A 22,966-nucleotide genomic window follows, 5' to 3' on the forward strand; every position below is an offset into this window, starting at 1 on the left:
ATTAAATTGTGTCAATTTTGTGAATAATTTATGATGCCCTCTACACGCGTAGGAGGGCACGCATGGTTATCTTCAGGGGGAAGATATCTTCGGGGCTTGGGAGGCATTCCGAGCTGATCATTCCGGGAAAACAAAATTTGGCCGATTCACCCGTTGATTGGCCGGAAGAATTTGCGGCTGGATCACTCAATGTTCAAATCGTCGAATTTCCCGAGGCACTGAAAAGCCGCCGCAGCAGATTGAAGGCGCTGGACCGTGGTTTGGTTCCGCCAACCTTGGTGATCCCGCAAGATAGGATTGAAAATAACAGCCTTAGGCGCAAGCTTTTCAAGCCACGTCGAGGCATGGGACAAGCATGGCGAGCCACACTTTACGCCAAGTCGCGGTCGATGCCAGTTTGGGTTTTCCGGCGTGTGGGATCACACATGCATGACTGTCTGGAACTGATCTCAGATAAGCGGATACGCAATCATCTTGACATTCGCGATGAAGACGAAGTGAGCGTCGTTCTGCATGCTTAAGTGCCGCGAGGCTTAGCGCGGCTGGTAGCTTGCGCATTGGCCGGATCTTCCGGCCAGACATGGCGCGGATAGCGGCCACGCATATCCGTGCGCACATCGGCCCATGAACCTTGCCAAAAGCCCGGCAGGTCACGCGTGATCTGGATCGGGCGGTGGGCGGGGGAAAGCAGTTCCAGCAAAAGGGGTACTTTGCCATTGGCAATTGCCGGGTGAATGCCAAGGCCGAACAGCTCCTGTACACGCACGGCAAGGATCGGCTCCTCCGCATCGTATCGAATGGGAATATTGGAGCCAGTCGGCACTTCGAAATGTGTCGGGGCCAGTCTATCGACGCTGCGCTGCATGTCGAATGGCACAAGGCTCATCAGACCGTTTTTCAGCACATGCGCCGGGATACGGTTGAGTTGTGACTCACCCGTAAGAAATGGCAAAAGCCAGTCATCAAGACGCTCGATCAGATGCTCATCATCCATTGACGGCCACGGATCACCAAGGCCGCGATAGAGCCAGCCCAGACGACGACGCAGGATTTCTGCCTCTTTGCCCCATGGAAGGATTTGCAGTCCGTGCTCGCGCACGGCAGCGATCACGCCTTCATCGGCGCTCACGCCGGAAGGGGCGGCAAGCGGTTTTTCCGACAAGGCGATGGCGCCAATGCGAACAGCTTCACGCGCACGCAGCGCGTTCTTTTCTGCGTCATAGACGACTTGGCGGCCGCTTTCGATCTTGTTGCCAAGAGCAGTGCGGATTTCGGTTTCTGAGACTTCAGCCGCAGAAAGTACGCGTGCGCGGCCTGCCTTGCCCGACATATCTGCCACCACAAGCCATGGCGCACGGCTAAGGCTGATCGCCGGATCGACCTCACCGCCGCGGCCATTGGCCAGCAGAAATTGCCCCGTTGCTCCACGCGCCTTGGCGATACGGTCTGGATAGGCGTCGATGAGCATACGGCCAACACTGGAACCTGCTGCTTCGCCTTTATTAGGCACATTTGCAGCCAGACGTTTCGCTAGTCCTTTGGCGCGTTGCGCACGATCGGATCGATCATTGCGGAAGCGCGACATGCGCGTGTCGAGGTCGGTTTCATTGCCGCCAAGGCCGCGCTCAGTCAAAAGCACTGCAAGCTCTGCTGCCCGCGAAGCCTCACCGCGTTTGCCCGCTTCCGCCACCATATGCGCCAAACGTGCAGGAAGTGCGAGTGACCGCATCGCCTCGCCGTCCGATGTCAGTCGCCCTGTTTCATCAAGCGCACCGAGCCGCATGAGCAGCGCTTTGGCTTCTTTCAATGCCGGTGCCGGGGGCTTGTCGAGCAGTGATAAGGTTGCGGGATCAGTGACACCCCATGCCGCCGCATCGAGCACGAGGCCGGAAAGATCGGCTTCAAGAATTTCGGGTGGAGAGAACGCGGGAAGTGCTGCGGTCTGTCCCTGATGCCAGAGGCGGATTGCGATACCCGGCTCAGTACGTCCGGCACGACCAGCGCGTTGATCTGCACTCGCACGCGAAGTGCGCACGGTTTCGAGGCGGGTCAGGCCGGTGGCGGGTTCATATTTTGGCAGGCGGGCAAGACCTGAATCGATCACCACCCGAACGCCATCAATTGTGATGGAGGTCTCGGCAATCGAGGTCGCCAGCACGACCTTGCGATGGCCTGCGGGCGCTGGCTTGATTGCCGCATCCTGATCACGGCCTTCCATCGCGCCATAAAGCGGGGCCAAAATGATATTGGCAGGAAGAAATTTCTCTAGAACGCCAGCCGTGCGTTCAATCTCGCCCTGACCGGGAAGAAAGGCAAGAATGCTGCCGGTTTCGTCGGCCAGCGCTTCGCGAATGGCTTTCACCATCGCATCTTCAATGCGTTCGTCAGGCTTGCGTTCGCGATGACGAATATCGACGGGGAAAGCGCGGCCTTCGCTCTCGATAATGGGTGCATCGCCCAAAAGTGAGGCCACACGCGCACCATCCAGCGTTGCCGACATGACGAGAATTTTTAAATCGTCGCGCAAAGCGGCCTGCACATCGAGCGTCAGCGCCAGACCAAAATCGGCATCAAGGCTGCGTTCATGAAACTCATCGAACAGAACGGCGGCAATGCCATTGAGGTCGGGATCATCAAGAATCATGCGTGCAAAAACGCCCTCAGTGACAACAAGAATTTTGGTCTTGGCCGAGACCTTGCTTTCAAGGCGCATACGATAGCCGACCGTTTCGCCCGGCTCTTCGCCCAAGAGCTGCGCCATGCGGCGGGCCGCTGCGCGGGCGGCGAGACGACGCGGTTCGAGCAGCACAATCATGCCGTCGCCGCGCCAGCTGGCATTTAAAAAATGCAGCGGCACCAGCGTCGTCTTACCCGCGCCGGGAGGTGCAACCAGAACCGCACTTGCATGGCTGTTCATGGCAGCGTCGAGTTCCGGCAGAATGCGGGTAACGGGGAGATCGGGTAGGCTCGTCAAATGAAATTCCGTATTATAAAGGCGTTGCTTTGCTGCTTATCACACAGGGAACCGAGATGATCCATATCCGAAAATCCAATCCGGCGGATGCCCCAGCCCTTACCGCTATCTGGCGCGCAAGTGTGCTGGCAACGCATCACTTTCTAAGCCGCGAAGATTTCGCTGAAATCGAAAAGCTGGTCGGTGAGCAATATCTGCCGAATGTGGAAGTGGATGTCATTGAGGATGACGGCAAACCGGTAGGTTTTATGGGCATGACCGATAACAATATCGACAGCCTATTCATTTCACCTGTTCAGCGCGGCAAGGGTATTGGCAAGCATATGATTGCGCATGCGAAAAAGCAGGGCACGCTGACCGTTGATGTGAATGAGCAGAACACACAAGGCGTCGGCTTTTATAAGCATATGGGTTTTGTCGAGACAGGCAGCTCGGAAACGGATGATCAGGGACGCCCTTATCCGCTGCTGCATTTTAAGCTTGAGGCATAAAATCCAGCCTGTAAGATTTGCTCGCAAAACTATTCTCGCAAAAGCTATTTTAGGAGCAATTGACATACTCCCCTAGAGTATATAGATTTTGTGAAAATCGGGAGATTCCATGCCGCATTCACCGGAAGACAAAAAGCGTGCTTTAACGCGTCTGCGCCGCATCAAAGGCCAGGCCGAAGCGCTTGAGCGCGCAGTGGAAGCAGGCACGGAATGCGCTGCCTTGTTGCAGCAGATTGCGGCTTTGCGTGGGGCGACCAACGGATTGATGGCGGAAGTGCTGGAAAGCCATTTTCGCGAGACATTTGGCCAAGCGCGTGAGACCATAGCGCAAAATGCAGCGGCTGATCCCGATACACAAATCGACGAAATCATGCGGATTTTGCGTACCTATCTGAAATAGGGCGCACGGACAAAAGGATTGCAAACATGAAGTCACGCGCAGCCGTTGCCTGGGAGGCAAAGAAGCCGCTCACCATCGAAACTATCGAAATCGGCGGTCCACGCGCTGGCGAAGTGCTGGTCGAAATCATGGCGACCGGCGTTTGCCACACGGATGCCTACACGCTTTCCGGCCTTGATTCCGAAGGCAAATTCCCGGCCATTCTCGGCCATGAAGGTGCGGGTATCGTGCGTGAAGTCGGCGCTGGTGTGACTTCGGTAAAGCCCGGCGATCATGTGATCCCGCTTTACACGCCGGAATGCCGCTCATGCAAAACCTGCCTGTCGCAGCGCTCAAACCTCTGCACCTCGATCCGCGCAACGCAGGGTCAGGGTCTGATGCCTGACAAAACTTCGCGCTTTTCGTGCGATGGCGGCGAAGTGTTCCATTATATGGGCTGCTCGACCTTCTCGAACTTCACTGTATTGCCGGAAATTGCTGTCGCCAAGGTCCGCGAAGACGCGCCTTTCGACAAGATTTGCTACATTGGCTGCGGTGTGACCACCGGCATTGGCGCGGTTATTTACACGGCTAAGGTTCGTCCAGGTTCTAATGTTGTCGTGTTTGGTCTGGGCGGCATTGGTCTTAATGTCATTCAGGGCGCACGCATGGTTGGCGCCGATAAGATCATCGGCGTCGACATCAATCCATCCAAGGTGGAAATGGCAAAGAAGTTCGGCATGACTGACTTCGTCAACCCGCGCGAAATCGGTAATGACAAGGTTGTTCAGGCCATTCAGGATCTGACCGATGGCGGCGCGGACTATTCGTTCGATGCCACCGGCAACACCGATGTCATGCGTCAGGCGCTCGAATGCACCCATCGCGGCTGGGGTGAATCGATCATCATCGGCGTCGCGGAAGCGGGCAAGGAAATCGCTACGCGTCCATTCCAGCTCGTCACCGGACGCGTCTGGAAGGGTACAGCCTTTGGCGGCGCACGCGGTCGTACCGATGTGCCAAAGATTGTTGATTGGTACATGGAAGGCAAGATCGACATCGACAGCCTGATCACCCACACCATGCCGCTTGATGAAATCAACACCGCCTTCGATCTGATGCATGAAGGCAAGTCGATCCGCTCGGTGATTGTCTACTGATGAGTGAGAAGCTTTTCACCTCCCATTGGGATGAAATCGACAACCTGACCCCGCGCGCACTTTATGCGATGCTGAAGCTGCGCGTGGATGTTTTCGTGGTGGAGCAGAATTGCCCCTACCCTGAAATCGACGGCAAGGATTATGACGCGTTTCATCTACGCATTCTCGATGGTGAAGAACTCGCAGCAAGTCTGCGGGTTCTGCCACCAGAGAAGGATGGTAAGCCGGTGAAGATCGGTCGCGTTGTCGTGGCGGCCGATTATCGCGGTTACAAACTTGGTCAGCGCCTCATGAAAGAGGCGATTACCTTTGCTGAGACACGCTTTCCGGGCATCGCCATGGAGCTAGGCGGGCAGAGCCATTTGCAGAAATTCTATGGCTCGTTTGGCTTTGTTGCGGTTTCAGACGAATATCTTGAAGACGGTATTCCGCATGTCGATATGCGGTTAGAGCCGCAGGAAAGCGCTGCCTGATGTTTTTGCTGCGCCGCCATATGTCGTTTTATCTCGCGGCCATTGGCGGCGCACTCGCATTCATCATCACTTGGGTTCTCAAAACCCCGCTTGCGCCAGTTATTGGGGCGAATGTTTTCTTCGTGCTTTATCTGGCGCTCGCATTGTGCGCCTTGCCAAAACTGACAGCGCCTTATCTCAAAAAACATGCAGCTACGGCAGATGAACCGATGTGGATCATCTTTCTGGTCACATTTGCCACGGTGGTGGTTGCGGTTGTGTCGCTGTTTGTACTGGTCAATCAAAAGCCGGAAGCAGATATGTTTTCGCTTATTGTGACGCTGGCGTCTGTGCCGCTTGGCTGGTGCACCATCCACATGATGACGGCGATCCACTATGCGCATTTATACTGGCAACCAACGGAGCCAGCTGGAAAAGATGCGGCGCATGCCAGTCGTTACCGGGGCGGATTTGCGTTTCCTGAAACGCCACAACCTTCGGGCTGGGATTTTGCCTATTATGCCTTCATCATCGGCATGACAGCGCAGACCTCTGACACCAATGTGACCACGACCGCGATGCGAAAAATGACGCTTCTGCACAGCGTCGTCTCATTCTTCTTCAATACTGTCCTCGTGGCTGCAACCGTCAATGTCGCGGTTGCCCTTGGAAGTTAAAGTATCCGGGAGTTAGGATTTAATCATGGAAACGATTTCGACCGCGAAATGCTTTGGTGGAACGCAGGGCGTCTATCGCCATAAGAGCGAGACCACTCAATGCGAAATGACATTTGCCGTTTTCCTGCCGCCACAAGCAAAGAACGGTCCCGTTCCGGTGCTGTGGTATCTTTCCGGCCTGACCTGCACGCATCAAAATGTGATGGATAAAGGCGAGTATCGGCAAATGGCCGCAGAATTAGGAATTGCCGTTATTTGCCCCGATACCAGCCCGCGCGGTGAAGATGTTCCAGACGAGACGCAGAACTGGAAGTTCGGCAAAGGTGCAGGCTTCTATGTTGATGCGACGCAGGAACCATTCGCCAAAAACTATCAGATGTATAGCTACATCACCAAGGAACTGACCGATCTGGTGGCGGCTGAGTTCCCACTTGATATGTCGCGTCAGGGCATCACCGGCCACTCCATGGGTGGTCATGGTGCACTGACCATCGCACTGAAAAACCCCGACCGCTTCAAATCGGCATCGGCTTTCGCGCCGATTGTGCAGCCTTCAACAGCCGACTGGTCGAAGCCTGCGCTGGAAAAATATCTCGGTTCCGAAGAACGCGCATGGCGCGCCTATGACGCGACGCTGCTTATTGAGGATGGCGCACGCTTTTCGGAATTTTTGGTCGATCAGGGCGAAGCCGATGTGTTCCTTGAGGAAGGACTATGTCCGTGGTTGCTGGAGAAAGCTTGCCAAAAGGCTGGTATTCCGCTCACGCTCAACATGCGCGAAGGCTATGACCATTCCTATTTCTTCATCTCATCTTTCATGGGTGAACATCTCCAGTGGCATGCGGAGCGTCTTGCTAGGTAAAAGCCTTGCTAATTAAAAAGTGGTGATGTGCGTTTGTGGACTTAGCAGTAAGCTTATTCGCAAACGCATCAACATGACGGGACCCTCATGGCGAAGAAGAAGAAAGTTGTCACCGTCGGTGCCTTGCTGGTGAACGGCGACAAAAAAGTCCTGATGGGGCTGCGCTCACCATGGAAAAAGGCGTGGCCCGAACATTGGGACACGCCCGGTGGTCATGTTGAGCGTGGGGAAACTCTGGAAGATGCGCTGGTGCGGGAAATGGGCGAGGAACTCGGCATTCGCCCGATCAAGTTTCGTGAGATCGCTGCCATCGATGAGAAAAAGCCTGAGCTCTATGGCGATTCCATCTGCCATATTTTTCAGGTCACTGCATGGGGCGGTGGCGAACCGCGCAATGTCTGCGATGAACATTCTGAGCTTGCATGGTACAGCCCTAGCGAGCTCGAAACCATCAGCAATCTGGCCGACCCCGAATATCCGCGTCTTGCGCGGATCGCCATTGGTGCGGCAACCGATTAACGTTTCATAACCTTCATAGGCAGACCGCCCTGCGGCTGGGTGGTGAGTTTCTGCACCGGCCATGGCTTTGTGGTCTCCAGCACATCAAAGCGACGACCATCGAGCAAGATTGCAAGCGCAATGACAGCTTCCTGAAGCGCGAAGCTCGCACCGATGCAGACACGCGGGCCTGCGCCAAATGGCAGATATTGAAAACGATCCAGCTTGTCGCGATTTTCCGGCCAGAAGCGTTCCGGCATGAAGGCATCCGGCTGATCCCAATAAAGCCTGTGCCGATGGATCACCCATGGCATCACCAGAACAGCGGTTCCTTTGGCAATTTTCAGATCACCATAAGTGTCATCCGTTGCGGCCTCGCGATTGATGGACGGCGCTGGCGGATAAAGCCGCATCGCCTCTTCAAAGGCAGCGCGTGTGAAAGGGAGTTTCGCCAGCCATTCCTGCGGCGGCAGATCATGTCCGCCATCAGCAAAAAACCCATCGATTTCGGCCTCAACACGCTCGCGCTCCTGCGGTGCTTTGGCCAGCAGATAGAGCGTCCAGCCAAGCGCGCGTGCTGTTGTCTCATGCCCCGCGCCGATGAAGGTGATGATGTTATCTTCAATCTCGGCACGGCTCAAACCATCCGGTCCTTCGGCGCGCAAAAGCAAGGTCAGAAAATCATTGGGGACGTCTTCGCCCTTATCCATCCGCGCTTTTCGCAGAGCGATGGTCTCGGAGACCAGTTCACGGAAGAAGCCAAGCGATTGATTACCACGAAGGCGCGTGAAGCGCGGCAGCCAATCTGGCAGGCCGAGCAAATCAAACGGATCGACGCGACCCATGGTCTCGAAAAGCTTGTCGATCTGGCGCGCAAAGTCGTTGGGATCACCGGCGATCTCACCCGAAAACAGGGTTTCCGCGAGAATATCATAGGTGAGCAGCGTCATATCGTGGGCTACATCGGTGATGATGCCGCTTGTCTTGTAACGCTCGACAAACTGGCGCGAGCGATCGCGCATCGCTTCCGCAAAGCCGCCGATGTGGCGCGGCGTGAACACGGGTGCCATGGCCTTGCGCGAGCGCTTCCAGACCTGACCCTCAGCGGTCAGCAATCCATCGCGTAAAAGCGGACGCAAAACCCGCTGGCGAATGGCAGACATCGGATAGTTTGCGGCATTATCGACCAGCACATGCCGGATGAGGCCGGGATCGTTGGCAATAATGGTTTTGATACCAAGCCAACTCACCGAAACCCATGGCTCATTGTAAGAAGGCTCACCCCACAATTCGAGCGGGTTTTTATAAACCACACGCATCATCTCGAAGCGGCCAACCGGCTTTTCGCGCGGGCGTGGTGCCGGTGGGATGAATGGTTGCGCGGCTTCGTTGATCGCCATTGTGGTATCCATAAAGTGCTCCTCGGTGTCGAGAATGCCCCTGCTGAAAACCAATATAAGCGCCAATTGTGGCAGTTCCAAAGACTGACGGGGCCAAAGCCCCGTTTGGTCAATGTTAAGGCTTGTCCGCGTTTTTCAAAGTGGCTTGCAGAAGCGCTGAAATTACATTGGAAAGCTCTGCATGAATATCGCTACGTGAACGCTTTGTCGGCGCACAGATTGGGTCGGGTTCATTGATTGATTTCAGGAAAGCTTCCGCATCTGGTTTGCATTCGGGCAGAAAGCTAAAGTGGTCAGATTCCTGAACGCTCACATAGCTGCCATTGGGCGTTATCTCCGCCAGCTGACTTGCCTCTGTCGCCAGTGGCACCGTGCCTTCACTGCCCAAATTGATGAAATTCATCGGGATTTCAGTCTTCGCAAGGCTCTCTGGCACATAGGCACGGGCCATTCCGGGATCAACAATAATAGCCGTGCGAAGACGCGGATCGCGGTTTGATTGTTCAAACAATTGCCGGTCTACGTTGCGCAGATCATAAGTCCCGACTTTGACTTCCTCATTGTCACGAAAGCCAATGCCATTGGCATACCATGCGCAATCCCATTGCTTATAACCATCGCAATAGTGCGCATAAGCCTCAAGATTGTTTCGCGCACCAGACATTCTCATAACTGTGGTGCCACCCAGCGAAAAGCCAACGGCACCGATGCGATCCACATTGATATGCTGCTGCCACTCTGCGTCCTTGCTCATGAAATCGATCACGGCTGAGAGGTCGCCCACACGCTGCCAGACTTTGGGTGTTTCTGCAGGTAAGGAATCGCCCGACGTCGTGCCCGGGTGATTGGGGCCTGCCACAATAAAACCGGCCTTCACCAGAATATTGGCAAGCCAGCCCATTGCCTCGACATTGCCCCCAGACCCGTGCGAAAACAGCACCAGAGGATATACTCCTGCACTCAAAGGTGCATTTTCAAACGCCTCTGCACCTTGAAAAACACGGTTTTCACCCATCGAAGCAGGTTTGCCGCCCTTTTGTGCCGGATACCAGATGCGCAGTTTAAGATCGCTTCCACGCGTAGGCGATGGAATATCGACCGCACGCACGCCGACCTCTGTGGCCAACGCGCCAGACGCCGAAGACAGGATCACCCCAAAAGTGAGACCGAGGACCAGTTTGCAAAGTTTCATGTCTTTCTCCATGCATGTTCGATTCAGATGACGATGCGTTGGAGGTTTCTGCTAAATCTTGGCGTCTCGCGTTCTCAATCGTGTTTCAGGTCGCCCAAAATCGCGATAAAGGACAAAATGCGACAAAAGCCAAACATAGTTCGTGCCAATGGCAAGCTGAGGTGCCCTTGATTTTCATTCCCCTGCCCTTTGTCGCAGCGCTTGCATTGTTGGCTTTGCTTATTCCAACGCTGCGCAATCAGGAACTTGCACGCCAACATTGGCCGTTCATTCTGGTGATCTTTCTCAGCGCTATTCAATCAGCACTTGTTGGCTTGCGATGGGGCTATGACATCACCGCTTTGCGCATGGTGTCGCCCGTCATTGCATCTTGTCTGCCGCCACTGGTTTACTTGGGCTTTTGCAACCTTATTCAGCGGGAAAAACCATCAAAAAACCCAACTTTCTGGTCGGCACTATTGCTACCTTGCCTGATGGTAACATTGCTGCTTTTTGCGCCCGAATTGCTCGACGCAGCGCTGTTTGTCATTTTTATTTTCTTTGCGTCCGCACTACTTTTTATGGGCGGGGCCGGACCAGACCGGCTGGAGGAAGCGCGCTTTGATGCTGCAATTTCAGCCCATCGCGCTTTGATTATTGCTGCCATTTCGCTTTATTTTTCAGCATTTTTTGATGTTGCCGTTCTTGTTGATGCAGGATGGAGCGGTGGCCAGCACACGGCCTTCATTATCGGCAATGCCAATCTCATCGGCCTATTTCTGATCGGCGTCACAGCGCTCATTGCAAGCAATGCGATTGCTGCTCCAATGCCCGAAAATCGCGAGGATATTTCCGATGTATCCGCGCAGGATCACGACGTTCTTCTCAGGATAAAAACGTTACTTAATGAGACACGGCTTTATCAGAACGAGAGCCTCAATCTGACGCGGTTAGCGCGCAAGTCCGGTATTCCATCGCGGCAGATTTCAGCCGCAGTCAACCGGGTGAGTGGAGAGAATGTCTCGCGCTTCATCAACAATTATCGGATCCATGAAGCCTGCCGGTTGCTCACCGAAACCGACCTGCCTGTGACCACGATCATGCTGGATGCTGGCTTTCAAACTAAGTCGAATTTCAACAAGGAGTTCAGGCGTGTTACCGCTACGAGCCCTTCACTTTGGCGCGAAAACAACCGTGAGAAGATAAGCATATCCAAATAAGCGCAATCCCCGGCAATTTTGGCCGCTAAATTTGGAAAAATCACCGTTAACGCCTATATTAAAGCCATGTTTGTCGAGTGATTCGACATAAGATTTTATGCTGGATAAGCAGCAGGATTTCAGGCCGCATTCGCGGCACATTTGCGAAAGATTTTCATGACCGAGACTCCAGAGATGAATTCCGAAGCCCCTGCCGAATACGGCGCGGATTCCATTCGTGTTCTGAAAGGCCTCGACGCAGTCCGCAAGCGTCCGGGCATGTATATCGGCGATACGGATGATGGCTCTGGCCTGCATCACATGGTCTACGAAGTCGTCGACAACGCAATCGATGAGGCGCTTGCAGGCCACGCCACGCTGGTCACCGTTACGCTCAACGCTGACGGCTCCTGCACCGTGACCGACAATGGCCGTGGCATTCCGACCGACATCCACAAGGAAGAAGGCGTCTCGGCTGCCGAAGTCATCATGACCCAGCTTCACGCTGGCGGCAAATTTGACCAGAATTCCTATAAGGTTTCCGGTGGTCTGCATGGCGTGGGCGTTTCGGTTGTGAATGCGCTTTCGGTCTGGCTGCGACTGAAAGTTCGTCGCGCGGGAAAAATTCACGAGATCGCGTTTACGCATGGCGTCGCCGATGCTCCGCTCGTTGTAACAGGTGATGCTGGCAGCGAAACCGGCACCGAGGTTAGCTTCCTGCCTTCGACCGACACATTCACTATGGTTGAATTCGACTATGACACGCTGGAGCGCCGTTTGCGCGAACTGGCGTTTTTGAATTCCGGCGTCCGTATTCTGCTAAGCGACCGCCGCCATGCGGATGTGCGGGAGCACGAGTTGCATTATGATGGCGGTGTCGTTGAGTTCGTAAAATACATCGACCAGAGCAAAAAAGCCCTTCTGGATGCACCGATCTACATCAAGAGCGAAAAAGACGGCATGACCGTTGAAGTCGCCATGTGGTGGAACGATTCCTACCACGAGAAGGTGCTTTGCTTCACTAACAACATTCCGCAGCGCGATGGCGGTACGCATCTGGCCGGTTTCCGTGGCGCGCTAACGCGTCAGGTTACGGGCTATGCTGACGCATCCGGCATGACCAAAAAAGAAAAGGTCAGCCTCACCGGTGATGATTGCCGTGAAGGACTGACGGCCGTGCTTTCGGTCAAGGTTCCTGATCCGAAATTCTCGTCGCAGACAAAGGACAAGCTGGTTTCCTCGGAAGTGCGTCCTGTCGTCGAAAGCCTCGTCAATGAAGCGCTCTCAACTTGGCTGGAAGAACATCCTGCTGGCGGCAAGACCATCGTTGAAAAGGTCATTCAGGCAGCCGCCGCGCGTGAGGCAGCGCGCAAGGCGCGCGACATCACCCGCAAGAGCAATCTGAGCGTTACATCGCTTCCCGGTAAGCTTGCTGATTGCCAGGAACGCGATCCTGCAAAATCAGAAATCTTCATCGTCGAGGGTGATTCTGCTGGCGGTTCCGCCAAGAGCGGTCGTTCGCGTCAGAATCAGGCAATTCTGCCGCTGCGCGGTAAGATCCTCAATGTGGAACGTGTTCGTTTTGACCGCATGATCTCGTCTGATCAGGTCGGCACATTGATTACCGCACTTGGTACATCGATTGGCAAGGATGAAGCTTATGGCTTCAACCCTGACAAGCTGCGCTATCACAAGATCATCATCATGACCGATGCTGACGTCGACGGCGCGCATATTCGCACATTGCTGTTGACCTTCTTCTTCCGTCAAATGCCGGAACTGATTGAACGCGGCCATATCTATATTGCACAGCCGCCGCTTTATAAGGTCGTGCGCGGAAAATCCTCGCAATATATCAAGAATGAAGCAGCCTTTGAGGATTTCCTCATCGAGACTGGCCTTGATGAAGCGGCTCTTGAAATGGCAAGCGGAGAAGTGCGCGCCGGACCTGACCTTCGTTCTGTTGTCGATGATGCCCGCACGCTGCGTCAGCTTCTGGGTGGCCTGCATACACGTTATGATCGCCGTGTTGTCGAACAGGCCGCAATTGCCGGACTGCTTAATCCCGGTTCTACCGCCAATGACGCGACAGCACAGACATCGGCTGCAACGGTTTCCAAACGTCTTGATATGATCTCGGAAGAAACCGAGCGTGGCTGGACAGCACATGTGACGGATGACGGCGGCTATCGTTTCGAGCGCATGGTGCGTGGCGTGAAGGATGTTGCTATTCTCGATATGGCACTGCTCGGTTCTGCTGATGCACGACAGATCGACCGCGTGGCCTCACGCCTTGCAGAAGTGTTTGCCGAGCCTCCAGTGCTGCGCCGCAAGGATAAGATCGATACGCTTTCTGGCCCGATGGCGTTGCTTGATGCAATTTTCGCGACGGGTCGCAAGGGCCTGACGCTACAGCGTTATAAAGGCTTGGGCGAAATGAACGCTGAACAGCTTTGGGAAACCACGCTAGACCCGAATGTGCGCACGCTTTTGCAAGTTAAGGTCAACGATGCGACGGATGCTGACTCGCTGTTCTCGCGCCTGATGGGTGATGAAGTTGAACCGCGCCGTGAGTTCATTCAGGAAAACGCGCTCAGCGTTGCCAATCTCGACGTTTAGACCAGATTTACTGCACGGATAACAAAGCCCCGGAAGACCAAAATCTTCCGGGGCTTTTTCTGTTTTGGAGTTTTGACAAAAAAAAGCCCGCCAATTGGCGGGCTTTTTTTAATCTATGGAGCGATTACTCGCCGCGTGGCTTTTTCGAATAGCCATCGTTGGATTTCTTGCCGTCCTTCTTGAAACCATCTTTCTTGAAGTCGCCTTTCGGCTTCGACCAGCCACCCTTAGCGCCGTCGCGATTATTATCGCGTGGGCCGTCACGGAAATCGCCTCTTGGCTTATCACTGCGTGGCTTGAAATCGCGCTTACCTTCGCGAGGCGCAGCATCGCCACCGGCGCCTGCAACGGCAGTGCGGATCACGAGACCCTTTTCGCCAGTGCCGCGTTCTTCAACCGAACGACGGAATTCATCAGCCTTGGAAGCGACGATTTCAAAGCGGGATTCATTGTCGAAAATCTTAATCGAGCCAACATCGCGCTTGGTAATATCGCCAGCCTTACAGATCAGCGGCAGCAACCACTTTGGATCGGCACGGTGCTTACGACCAGCCGAAACCGAGAACCAGACGCCGTCAAAACGAGCATTACGGTCAAAGCGTTCGCCCTGATCAGCACGATCAAAACGTTCGCCACCACGTTCCGGACGATCACCACGCTCTGAACGCTCACGCGGCTTCTTGCTGGAAATCGGGTGAACAGGTGCGTCCGAAATATCTTCCGCAGCTGGCAATGCTGCCAGTTCGCGATTGAGGAACGCAGCCGCAATCTGTTCCGGCGTATAACGCTCGGTCAGTGCCTTCAACAGATCCTGATGCTCTTCATCAATCGGCTGGCTGAAAGCTTCACCATTGAGAATGCGCTCATTGTTCTTGGCCTGAACGGCAGCAATGCCCGGAGCTGGTACTGTCTGCGCATCAAGCTTTGCGAGGCTCAGAAGGCGCTCGGCAATACGGCGACGCGAGAACGGAACCACCAGAACGCAAGTACCCTTGCGGCCTGCGCGACCGGTACGGCCCGAACGGTGCAGCATGGTATCTGGATTGTTTGGCAGGTCTGCGTGGATAACCAGATCAAGGTTTGGCAGATCGATACCGCGTGCAGCAACGTCGGTTGCAACGCAAACACGCGCACGTCCATCACGCATCGACTGAAGCGCATTGTTACGCTCGGCCTGGCTCAATTCACCCGACAGCGCCACAACCGCAAAACCGCGATTGGAAAGGCGGCTTGCCATGTGCTTAACCGCTTCACGCGTCGAGCAGAAAATGATCGAGTTCTGCGCATCGTAATAAAGCAGGGTGTTGATGATTGCATGATCGCGTTCCTGTGGCGGAACCGGCATCGCAAAATAATCAATATCGGCGTGCTGACCGGCTTCGCCAGCAGCTGTAATGCGCAGCGCATCTTTCTGGAAGCGCTTGGCAAGCTGGGCAATCGGCTTTGGTACGGTTGCCGAGAACATCAATGTGCGGCGATCTTCCGGTGCTTCACCAAGAATGAATTCGAGGTCTTCACGGAAGCCCATATCGAGCATTTCGTCAGCTTCATCGAGCACAACAACGCGCAGTTCCGACATATCAAGCGCACGACGCGAAATATGATCACGCAGACGACCCGGTGTGCCGACAACGATATGCGATCCACGTTCGAGCACACGGCGCTCGGAACGAATGTCCATACCACCAACGCAAGAAGCAATCACAGCACCCGTATCAGCATAGAGCCATTCGAGTTCGCGGCGAACCTGCAAAGCAAGTTCGCGCGTTGGTGCAATAATCATCGCAAATGGATTTTGCGCACGATCAAAGCGCAGGTCGTCACCAAGAATGGTGGATGCCATGGAAAGACCAAAGGCAACAGTCTTGCCGGAGCCTGTCTGCGCGGAAACAAGCAAATCGCCATGAAGTGTTTCAGGCGCCAAAACGGCATTCTGAACAGCGGTGAGTGTGTTGTAACCACGAGCGGCTAATGCTCCGGAAAGAGCCGGAGCGATCGTATCAGGTAGGGACATGAGTGACTTTCAAAAAAGCTTCACAAGCCGCATACCCATCGGTTGTGAACCTTTTTGTTCACAACTCTCCTGACGACTACCGAAGCACCATAATTAGCGCCTACCTATAGGTTTGTGCCTCTCAGGTCAACAGGGTGAGACGCTAGAGCGCAATTCGATCCGATTAACCCGGAACGGCGCTCTAGTCTTTTTTGACGCGCATTTAACCCGAAAACCGTTTCACACTTTTCGGAATGCGCTTTTAATGCGCCTCATCCCAGTTATGCGCAGCACGCGCATCGACCTTTAATGGCACGGAAAGCGACACAGCTGGCATCGCCGCGTTTTCCATAACGTCACGCACCAGCGTAATCGTCTTTTCGACTTCATTTTCAGGCACTTCGAAAATCAATTCGTCGTGGACTTGCAACAGCATACGGGCGGCAAGCTTCTCTTTTGCAAGCGCATCTTCCATGCGGATCATGGCGCGACGAATAATATCAGCTGCAGCGCCCTGAATAGGCGCATTGATTGCAGCGCGTTCATTAAATGCGCGCACCTGTGGATTGGATGCTTTGATGTCGGGATAATGCGCGCGACGGCCAAAAATGGTTTCGACATAGCCATGCTCGCGGGCAAAAGCCTTGGTCGCTTCCATATAATCTTTGATGCCCGGAAAACGCTCAAAATAGGTGCGGATATATTGCCCTGCTTCTTCGCGTGGAATGGACAGCTGATTGGCGAGACCAAAGGCCGAAATACCGTAAATGATGCCGAAGTTGATCGCCTTGGCGCGGCGGCGCACCTCTGACGGCATGCCTTCGACAGGCACACCAAACATTTCAGACGCGGTCATGGCATGAATATCGATACCGTCGGCAAATGCTTGTTTTAGCTGCGGAATATCCGCGACATGCGCCAGAACGCGCAATTCGATCTGGCTGTAATCGGCAGAGACCAGCTTATTGCCGGGTTCGGCAATGAAGGCGGTTCTGATCTTGCGGCCTTCGGCGGTACGCACCGGAATATTCTGCAAATTAGGCTCAGACGAAGACAAGCGCCCCGTTGAGGTGGAAGCCATCGAATATGACGTATGCACACGCTTGGTCTGGGAATGAATAAAGCCCGGCAGAGCATCGGTATAGGTGGATTTCAGCTTCGTCAGCTGACGCCAGTCGACAATCTTGCGCGGCAAAGGCAAACCTTCAGCGGCTAGATCTTCCAGCACTTGCGCAGAGGTCGACCATTGACCGGTCTTGGTCTTTGAAGCGCCCGGAAGTCCCATTTTGCCAAACAAAATATCGCCAAGCTGCTTGGGCGAACCAATGTTGAATTTTTCACCGGCAAGCTCGTAGATTTCGTCTTCATTGCGCGCAGCGGACTGTGCGAGATCACCAGACAGGCGCGAGAGAACCTGACGATCAACTGAAACGCCACGTTCTTCCATACGCGCCAGCACATCGACTAGCGGACGCTCAAGGCGTTCATAAACCGAGGCCAGACCTTCTGCCGCAAGACGCGGTTTCAGCACCTGCCAGAGACGCAATGTCACATCAGCATCTTCGGCTGCATAGGCGGTGGCGCGATCAATATCGACCATATCGAAGGTGACAGCGCTCTTACCACTGCCTGCCACATCCTTATAGGCGATTGGCGTATGACCCAGCCAACGCTCGGACAACGGGTCCATGCCGTGGCCGCCGGGGCCAGCATCGAGCGCGTAGGAAATCAGCATCGTATCGTCAAAAGACACAGTGTCGATGCCGTGGCGGCGCATGACCAGCCAGTCATATTTCATGTTCTGTGCGATTTTGAGGACGGATTTGTCCTCAAGAACGCTCTTCAATGCCGCAAGCGCCTTATCGAGCGGAATCTGCTCTTCGACGATTCCGCCGCCCAAGAGATCATTTACGCCAGACTTGTGTTGGAGCGGGATATAGGCAGCTTTGCCGGGCGCAAGCGCCAGCGAGAAACCAATCAGTTCCGCCTGCATTGGATCAAGCGAGTTGGTTTCTGTATCGAAGGCAACCAGACCCGTCTCAACAGCTTCCGCGAGCCACTTGTTCAGCGTTTCAATATCGCGAATGCAGGTATAGGCCGTGGTGTCGATTTTCTGCGCCAAAGCATCAGATGCACGCTTTGCAGCGAGCGCTTTTGGCGTATAGCCGCTTGCGTCGGACGTTTCAGCAGCAATGGGAGCCGAGCCAGTTGGCGCAGCATCTGTCTTCGCAGGCACATCAACGTCTGGTCCGTGGGCATCTGCCCCCCATTCCGTCTCGATGTGGCAAGGCTCAACCGCCGATGCATCTGTGTCGGTTGCTTCCGCCACGCGGCGCGTCAGTGACGTGAAATCCAGCGCTTTCAGGAAGCCGATCAGCTTCGGGCCGTTCTGCGGCTCAAGCACCAGACCATCAAGGTCAACATCCAGCGGCACATCGACTTTAAGTGTGACCAGCTCACGCGCGATCTTGGTCTGATCAGCATAAGCAATGATATTTTCGCGGCGCTTATTCTGCTTGATCTCGGACGCCCGTGCGAGCAGCGTATCAAGATCGCCAAACTCTTCCAGCAATTGCGCTGCAGTCTTTGGGCCGATGCCGGGAATGCCCGGAACATTATCGGTGCTGTCGCCAGTCAGCGATTGCAGATCAATCATCTTCTCCGGCGGCACACCCCATTTTTCGATCACTTCCGGGATCGAAATCTGTTTATCCTTCATGCCGTCATACATCGACACTTGCGTTGTCACGAGCTGCATCAAGTCTTTGTCAGACGATACAATAGTGACATCGGCCCCGGCTTCTGCCGCAATGCGGGCATAGGTTGCGATCAGATCGTCAGCCTCAAAGCCTTCTTTTTCGATGCAGGGCAGATTGAAGGCACGAGTTGCCTGACGGATCAGGCCGAATTGCGGGATCAGATCTTCCGGCGGCGCGGTGCGGTTGGCCTTATATTCGGGATAAATCTCTTTGCGGAATGTCTGCGATGAATAGTCGAAAATGACCGCAAAATGCGTCGGCACCACGCCCACATCAGTATTGCGCGCATCTTTCAGCAGCTTCCACAGCATGTTGCAGAAACCAGACACCGCGCCCACTGGCAAGCCGTCCGACTTGCGGGTCAGCGGTGGAAGAGCGTGATAGGCGCGGAAAATATAGCCCGAGCCGTCGATGAGGAAGAGATGATCGCCTTTTTTCATGGCTTAGGATTAAATCAAACAAAGCACAAAGAAAACCGGCCTTGTGTCAGGAGAAACATGTGTCCACCGTTGGATCGCTTCCCGACCTGTTTTGATAAGCGAAACTACTCCAAGTCTTCCTGAATGAAGGTGCTTGAGACGTGAACATCAATCGTTTCCAGCAGTCCGGGCCCGAGGTTCACATATTTGTGCGCAATCTTGGCCGCACCAAACACAACGCTGCCTTCTTCCGCTTCAAATTGCTTTTCGCCAACGGTGAATAAAGCCCGACCTTTGCGCACGATAAAAATCTCATCGTAAGGATGGCGATGCAGTCGCGGCCCGCGGCCAATCTCCTCAGTCGAATAGAATATGATCGACGTGCCCGCGCCGAACACATTGCCTTCAAATTCGCCGTGCCACTTACCTGGCGTCTTCTCCCAGTCGGCCTTGCTGAGTATGATAGGCTTTTCCATAAGTGCCTCCGTGCATATGCAATTTCAGGTTATTACAGATATCGGATTGCTCACGAAAAGGTAACGTTTATGTTACGAATTTGTAATCTAAAATGCCACCAAATGCCCTTGAATAGCCACAGTTGAAGGGCCATTTCTAGGTCATCGACAGTACGTTGATCGCCGGTTTACTGACCCGTCCCCCGTTGGAAACCGGTTGTGAGCGACAGCCTAAATCCCCTCTCCGGGCTGTCGTTTGTGAGTGTAGTGATATGGCCGTTGTGGTAACCCCCTCACCACGACGGCCAATTCATTTTGAGGCAACTTTCCTTCATCAAATTGCGCCCCTGTCAAATTGGGTTTCTTCTTGAGCTTCGCAGTTGTACTGTGCGCGCAGTATTTCGACTCGTCAGGAAGTGTTCATGTCCGCGCAATCACTCGATAAAGTCCTCAACCATCTCGACGCAAATCTCGACAAGAGCATCGATCATCTGTTCGATCTTCTGCGGATTAAGTCGATTTCGACCGATCCGGCTTACAAAGCCGATTGCCGCAAGGCTGCCGAATGGCTGGTCGAGGATTTGAAGTCCATTGGTTTTGACGCAAGCGTGCGCGAAACACCCGGTCATCCAATGGTTGTCGCCCATCATGACGGCGCCACCGCCGATGCGCCGCATGTGCTATTCTATGGTCATTATGATGTGCAGCCGGTTGACCCGCTCAACCTTTGGGAAAACGATCCGTTTGAACCGGCGATCAAAGACGTTGGCAATGGCCGCAAAATTCTGACCGGTCGCGGAACTTCTGACGACAAGGGCCAGCTGATGACCTTTGTCGAAGCCTGCCGCGCTTACAAAGCCGTCAACGGCAACCTGCCTGTCAAAGTGACCTTGCTGTTTGAAGGCGAAGAAGAATCCGGCTCACCATCGCTCAAGCCATTCCTCGATGCGCATAAGGAAGAGCTGAAAGCAGACGTCGCGCTCGTCTGTGACACCTCAATGTGGGACACAGAAACGCCAGCGATCAGCGTTGGTCTGCGCGGTCTGGTTGGCGAAGAAATCGTTATCAAGGCCGCTGACCGCGATCTGCATTCTGGCTTCTTCGGTGGCGCTGCTGCAAACCCGATCCATATTCTCGCAAAAATTCTCGCTGACCTGCATGACGAAACCGGACGCGTCACGGTTCCGGGCTTCTATGAAGGTGTGGAAGAAACGCCGTCACAGATTTTGCAATCATGGGAAAACCTTGGCCGTACCGCTGAAAGCTTCCTCGGCCCGATTGGCCTTTCGATCCCATCTGGCGAACAAGGCCGCAGCGTTTTAGAGCTGACATGGGCGCGCCCGACAGCCGAAGTCAACGGCATCATCGGCGGCTATACCGGAGAAGGCTTCAAGACAGTTATCGCAGCGGAAGCTTCAGCCAAGGTTTCGTTCCGTCTCGTGCACAAACAAGACCCGGTCAAAATCCGCGAAGCTTTCCGCGCATTTGTTCAGGAACGCCTGCCAGCTGACTGCTCTGTCGAGTTTCATCCGCATGGCGGCTCGCCAGCGATTCAGCTGCCTTATGATTCACCGCTGGTTTCAAAGGCCAAGGACGCATTGTCCGACGAATGGCCAAAGCCAGCCGTGCTGATCGCCATGGGTGGATCAATCCCGATTGTCGGTGATTTCGACAAGTTCCTCGGCATGGAATCGCTGCTTGTTGGCTTCGGCCTCGAAGATGACCGCATCCATTCGCCCAATGAAAAATATGAACTGAACTCTTTCCATAAGGGCCAGCGCTCTTGGGCACGCATTATGGCAGCCATCGCTGCTCAATAAGGAAGACTAAATGACTATTCGTTTTCATAAAAACGATTTGCCTGATCTCGAGCATTATCAGGTGGATTCGGTTGCTATCGATACCGAGACGCTGGGCCTCAACCCACATCGCGACCGTCTTTGCGTGGTGCAGATTTCACCGGGCGACGGCACCGCAGATGTGATCCAGATTGAAGCAGGCCAGAAAACTGCGCCTAATCTGGTCAAGCTTTTGCAAGACAAAGCGATCACCAAGATCTTTCATTTTGGCCGCTTTGATCTGGCTGTGCTGGCGCATGCTTTTGGCACCATGCCGGAGCCGGTATTCTGCACCAAGATCGCATCCAAGCTCACCCGCACCTATACGGATCGCCATGGCCTGAAGGAAATCTGCGGCGAACTGCTTGAGGTTTCGATCTCCAAGCAGCAGCAGTCATCCGATTGGGCGGCAGAAGTTCTGTCACAGGCACAGCTTGAATATGCAGCGTCTGACGTTCTTTACTTGCACCGCCTGAAGGCCGTGTTTGAACAGCGCCTTGAACGTGATGGCCGCACCAAGCAAGCCGAAGCCTGCTTCAAGTTTCTGCCAACCCGCTCAGAGCTTGATCTGATGGGTTGGCCTGAGGCGGATATTTTCGCTCACGCGTAAATTAATACCAATATTTAAGGAGCGCCCAAACAGAGCGCTCCTTAAATTTTCTGATAGATACCTGTTCTGATTGTAAATAGCTTTATAAGCACTTCAACTTCAAAATAATCGATAATTTAACCATTTGATAACCAACAATACCGGCTTTTTCGCGTAAATGCCCGGAAATACGTGGTTTTTCCTGCCAGATATTCACTGTGGTATTCTTGCTACAGACTTTATCAGTGGAAGGATTATATTGGGGGCAACAAATGAGTTTCCCCAATTTCTCCACCGGAGGTTTTATTATGACACTTAAGTCCCTTCTTCTCGCATCAACTGTTGCTCTTCTTGCTACCACTGGCGCAAAAGCCGCTGACGCTATCGTTTACGAAGAACCAGCACCAGTTATCTCCGCTCCAGTATTCAGCTGGAACGGTGCTTACCTCGGTGGACAGATCGGCTACGGCTGGGGCAAGTCGCAGTTCAGCGATATCGATGGCTCCGCTAACTTGAAGCCAGATGGCTTCCTCGGTGGCCTCTACGCTGGTTATAACTTCGACCTCGGCAACAGTGTTGTCCTCGGTGTTGACGGTGACGTAACCTACAACAATCTCAAGAAGCGTTTTTCTGAGACCGACGCAGACGGTGATTTCGATAGCGTAGAAACAAAGCTGCGTTGGTCGGGTGCTGTGCGTGCACGTGCAGGTTATGCAGTTGACCGCTTCCTGCCTTACATCGCTGGTGGTGTAGCGTTCGGCCAGATCAAGAATTCTGCAACCTCTATCGTTGGCGGTGTGGAAGACAGCTTCTCCTCCAGCAAGACCCACACCGGCTGGACAGCTGGCGCTGGTGTTGATTACGCTGCAACCGACAACGTAATTCTGCGTCTTGAATATCGCTATACCGATTACGGTCACAAGAACTTTGACGTTGACGGTGTAGATACCCGCAACAAGTTCAAGACCAACGAAATTCGTCTTGGCGTTGCATACAAGTTCTAATCTGACTTGATAAAACTACGGAAAAGG

At 54.0% G+C, this 22,966-nt stretch carries 19 protein-coding genes; 13 read left to right on the forward strand and 6 right to left on the reverse strand.

Features of this window, described 5'->3' with window-relative positions; genetic code table 11:
• Window positions 1-137 precede the first annotated feature (137 nt).
• Entirely contained in the window at window positions 138-521 is a 384-nt protein-coding gene (locus ACOZHT_RS04310) for a hypothetical protein (protein ID WP_339509315.1), read from the forward strand.
• Here the strand turns inward: ACOZHT_RS04310 and hrpB are convergent.
• Window positions 518-2,974 carry an ATP-dependent helicase HrpB gene (gene hrpB, locus ACOZHT_RS04315; RefSeq protein WP_339509314.1) on the reverse strand — a complete coding sequence of 819 codons (2,457 nt, stop codon included), beginning with the start codon at window positions 2,972-2,974 and terminating at the stop codon, window positions 518-520. The genes ACOZHT_RS04310 and hrpB overlap by 4 nt on opposite strands.
• 56 nt (window positions 2,975-3,030) lie before the next feature.
• On the opposite strand from hrpB, the gene ACOZHT_RS04320 reads away from it, so the two are divergent.
• The 7 genes from ACOZHT_RS04320 (at window position 3,031) to ACOZHT_RS04350 (ending at window position 7,514) form a co-directional block, all read left to right on the forward strand.
• The gene (locus tag ACOZHT_RS04320; RefSeq protein ID WP_339509313.1) at window positions 3,031-3,465 is read left to right on the forward strand and encodes an acetyltransferase; all 435 of its coding nucleotides are present in this window, start codon (window positions 3,031-3,033) and stop codon (window positions 3,463-3,465) included.
• 109 nt (window positions 3,466-3,574) lie between these two features.
• Complete coding sequence (locus ACOZHT_RS04325; protein ID WP_339509312.1) at window positions 3,575-3,865, forward strand: metal/formaldehyde-sensitive transcriptional repressor; 291 nt, start codon at window positions 3,575-3,577, stop codon at window positions 3,863-3,865.
• A 26-nt stretch (window positions 3,866-3,891) separates the two neighbouring features.
• Window positions 3,892-5,004 (forward strand): S-(hydroxymethyl)glutathione dehydrogenase/class III alcohol dehydrogenase, encoded by a 1,113-nt coding sequence (locus ACOZHT_RS04330; protein ID WP_339509311.1) that lies wholly within the window; start codon window positions 3,892-3,894, stop codon window positions 5,002-5,004.
• Window positions 5,004-5,477 (forward strand): GNAT family N-acetyltransferase, encoded by a 474-nt coding sequence (locus tag ACOZHT_RS04335; protein ID WP_421565344.1) that lies wholly within the window; start codon window positions 5,004-5,006, stop codon window positions 5,475-5,477. Before ACOZHT_RS04330 ends, ACOZHT_RS04335 begins: the two co-directional genes overlap by 1 nt.
• Window positions 5,477-6,133 (forward strand): DUF1345 domain-containing protein, encoded by a 657-nt coding sequence (locus ACOZHT_RS04340; protein WP_339509309.1) that lies wholly within the window; start codon window positions 5,477-5,479, stop codon window positions 6,131-6,133. The genes ACOZHT_RS04335 and ACOZHT_RS04340 overlap by 1 nt, the downstream gene beginning before the upstream one ends.
• Window positions 6,134-6,158: 25 nt before the next feature.
• Entirely contained in the window at window positions 6,159-6,995 is an 837-nt protein-coding gene (gene fghA / locus ACOZHT_RS04345; RefSeq protein ID WP_339509308.1) for an S-formylglutathione hydrolase, read from the forward strand.
• Between the two features lie 87 nt (window positions 6,996-7,082).
• Window positions 7,083-7,514, forward strand: a complete 432-nt coding sequence (locus ACOZHT_RS04350) for an NUDIX hydrolase (RefSeq protein WP_339509307.1) — start codon at window positions 7,083-7,085, stop codon at window positions 7,512-7,514.
• Here the strand turns inward: ACOZHT_RS04350 and ACOZHT_RS04355 are convergent.
• Both ACOZHT_RS04355 and ACOZHT_RS04360 read right to left on the reverse strand, forming a co-directional pair.
• A complete protein-coding gene (locus tag ACOZHT_RS04355) occupies window positions 7,511-8,905 on the reverse strand; it encodes a cytochrome P450 (RefSeq protein ID WP_339509306.1) in 1,395 nt (464 codons plus the stop codon). The two genes, ACOZHT_RS04350 and ACOZHT_RS04355, sit on opposite strands and share 4 nt — an antisense overlap.
• Before the next feature lie 103 nt (window positions 8,906-9,008).
• Window positions 9,009-10,085 (reverse strand): alpha/beta hydrolase family protein, encoded by a 1,077-nt coding sequence (locus ACOZHT_RS04360; RefSeq protein WP_339509305.1) that lies wholly within the window; start codon window positions 10,083-10,085, stop codon window positions 9,009-9,011.
• Between the two features lie 167 nt (window positions 10,086-10,252).
• Here ACOZHT_RS04360 and ACOZHT_RS04365 point away from each other — a divergent pair, with 167 nt between their 5' ends.
• Together ACOZHT_RS04365 and gyrB are read left to right on the forward strand one after the other, a co-directional pair.
• A complete protein-coding gene (locus tag ACOZHT_RS04365; protein WP_339509304.1) occupies window positions 10,253-11,284 on the forward strand; it encodes a helix-turn-helix domain-containing protein in 1,032 nt (343 codons plus the stop codon).
• A 156-nt stretch (window positions 11,285-11,440) separates the two neighbouring features.
• Window positions 11,441-13,882: a DNA topoisomerase (ATP-hydrolyzing) subunit B gene (gene gyrB, locus ACOZHT_RS04370; RefSeq protein WP_421565345.1), complete on the forward strand. Its 2,442-nt coding sequence runs from the start codon at window positions 11,441-11,443 to the stop codon at window positions 13,880-13,882.
• A gap of 124 nt (window positions 13,883-14,006) precedes the next feature.
• Here gyrB and ACOZHT_RS04375 read toward each other — a convergent pair whose 3' ends face one another.
• From ACOZHT_RS04375 to ACOZHT_RS04385, 3 genes are all read right to left on the reverse strand, one after another.
• Window positions 14,007-15,896 carry a DEAD/DEAH box helicase gene (locus tag ACOZHT_RS04375; RefSeq protein ID WP_339509302.1) on the reverse strand — a complete coding sequence of 630 codons (1,890 nt, stop codon included), beginning with the start codon at window positions 15,894-15,896 and terminating at the stop codon, window positions 14,007-14,009.
• A 241-nt stretch (window positions 15,897-16,137) separates the two neighbouring features.
• Window positions 16,138-19,074, reverse strand: a complete 2,937-nt coding sequence (polA, locus tag ACOZHT_RS04380) for a DNA polymerase I (RefSeq protein WP_339509301.1) — start codon at window positions 19,072-19,074, stop codon at window positions 16,138-16,140.
• Between the two features lie 104 nt (window positions 19,075-19,178).
• Window positions 19,179-19,529 (reverse strand): cupin domain-containing protein, encoded by a 351-nt coding sequence (locus tag ACOZHT_RS04385; RefSeq protein ID WP_421565346.1) that lies wholly within the window; start codon window positions 19,527-19,529, stop codon window positions 19,179-19,181.
• A gap of 401 nt (window positions 19,530-19,930) precedes the next feature.
• Between ACOZHT_RS04385 and ACOZHT_RS04390 the strand changes: the two genes are divergently transcribed.
• The 3 genes from ACOZHT_RS04390 to ACOZHT_RS04400 all read left to right on the forward strand — a co-directional run bounded on the left by ACOZHT_RS04390 (window position 19,931) and on the right by ACOZHT_RS04400 (window position 22,939).
• Window positions 19,931-21,328 (forward strand): dipeptidase, encoded by a 1,398-nt coding sequence (locus tag ACOZHT_RS04390; protein ID WP_339509299.1) that lies wholly within the window; start codon window positions 19,931-19,933, stop codon window positions 21,326-21,328.
• 10 nt (window positions 21,329-21,338) lie between these two features.
• The gene (locus ACOZHT_RS04395) at window positions 21,339-21,956 is read left to right on the forward strand and encodes a ribonuclease D (RefSeq protein WP_339509298.1); all 618 of its coding nucleotides are present in this window, start codon (window positions 21,339-21,341) and stop codon (window positions 21,954-21,956) included.
• 287 nt (window positions 21,957-22,243) lie between these two features.
• Window positions 22,244-22,939, forward strand: coding sequence for an outer membrane protein (locus tag ACOZHT_RS04400; protein WP_339509297.1), 696 nt, complete (start codon window positions 22,244-22,246; stop codon window positions 22,937-22,939).
• Window positions 22,940-22,966 lie beyond the last annotated feature (27 nt).

Source organism: Ochrobactrum sp. EDr1-4 (genome assembly GCF_049199085.1).
Lineage (GTDB): Bacteria > Pseudomonadota > Alphaproteobacteria > Rhizobiales > Rhizobiaceae > Brucella.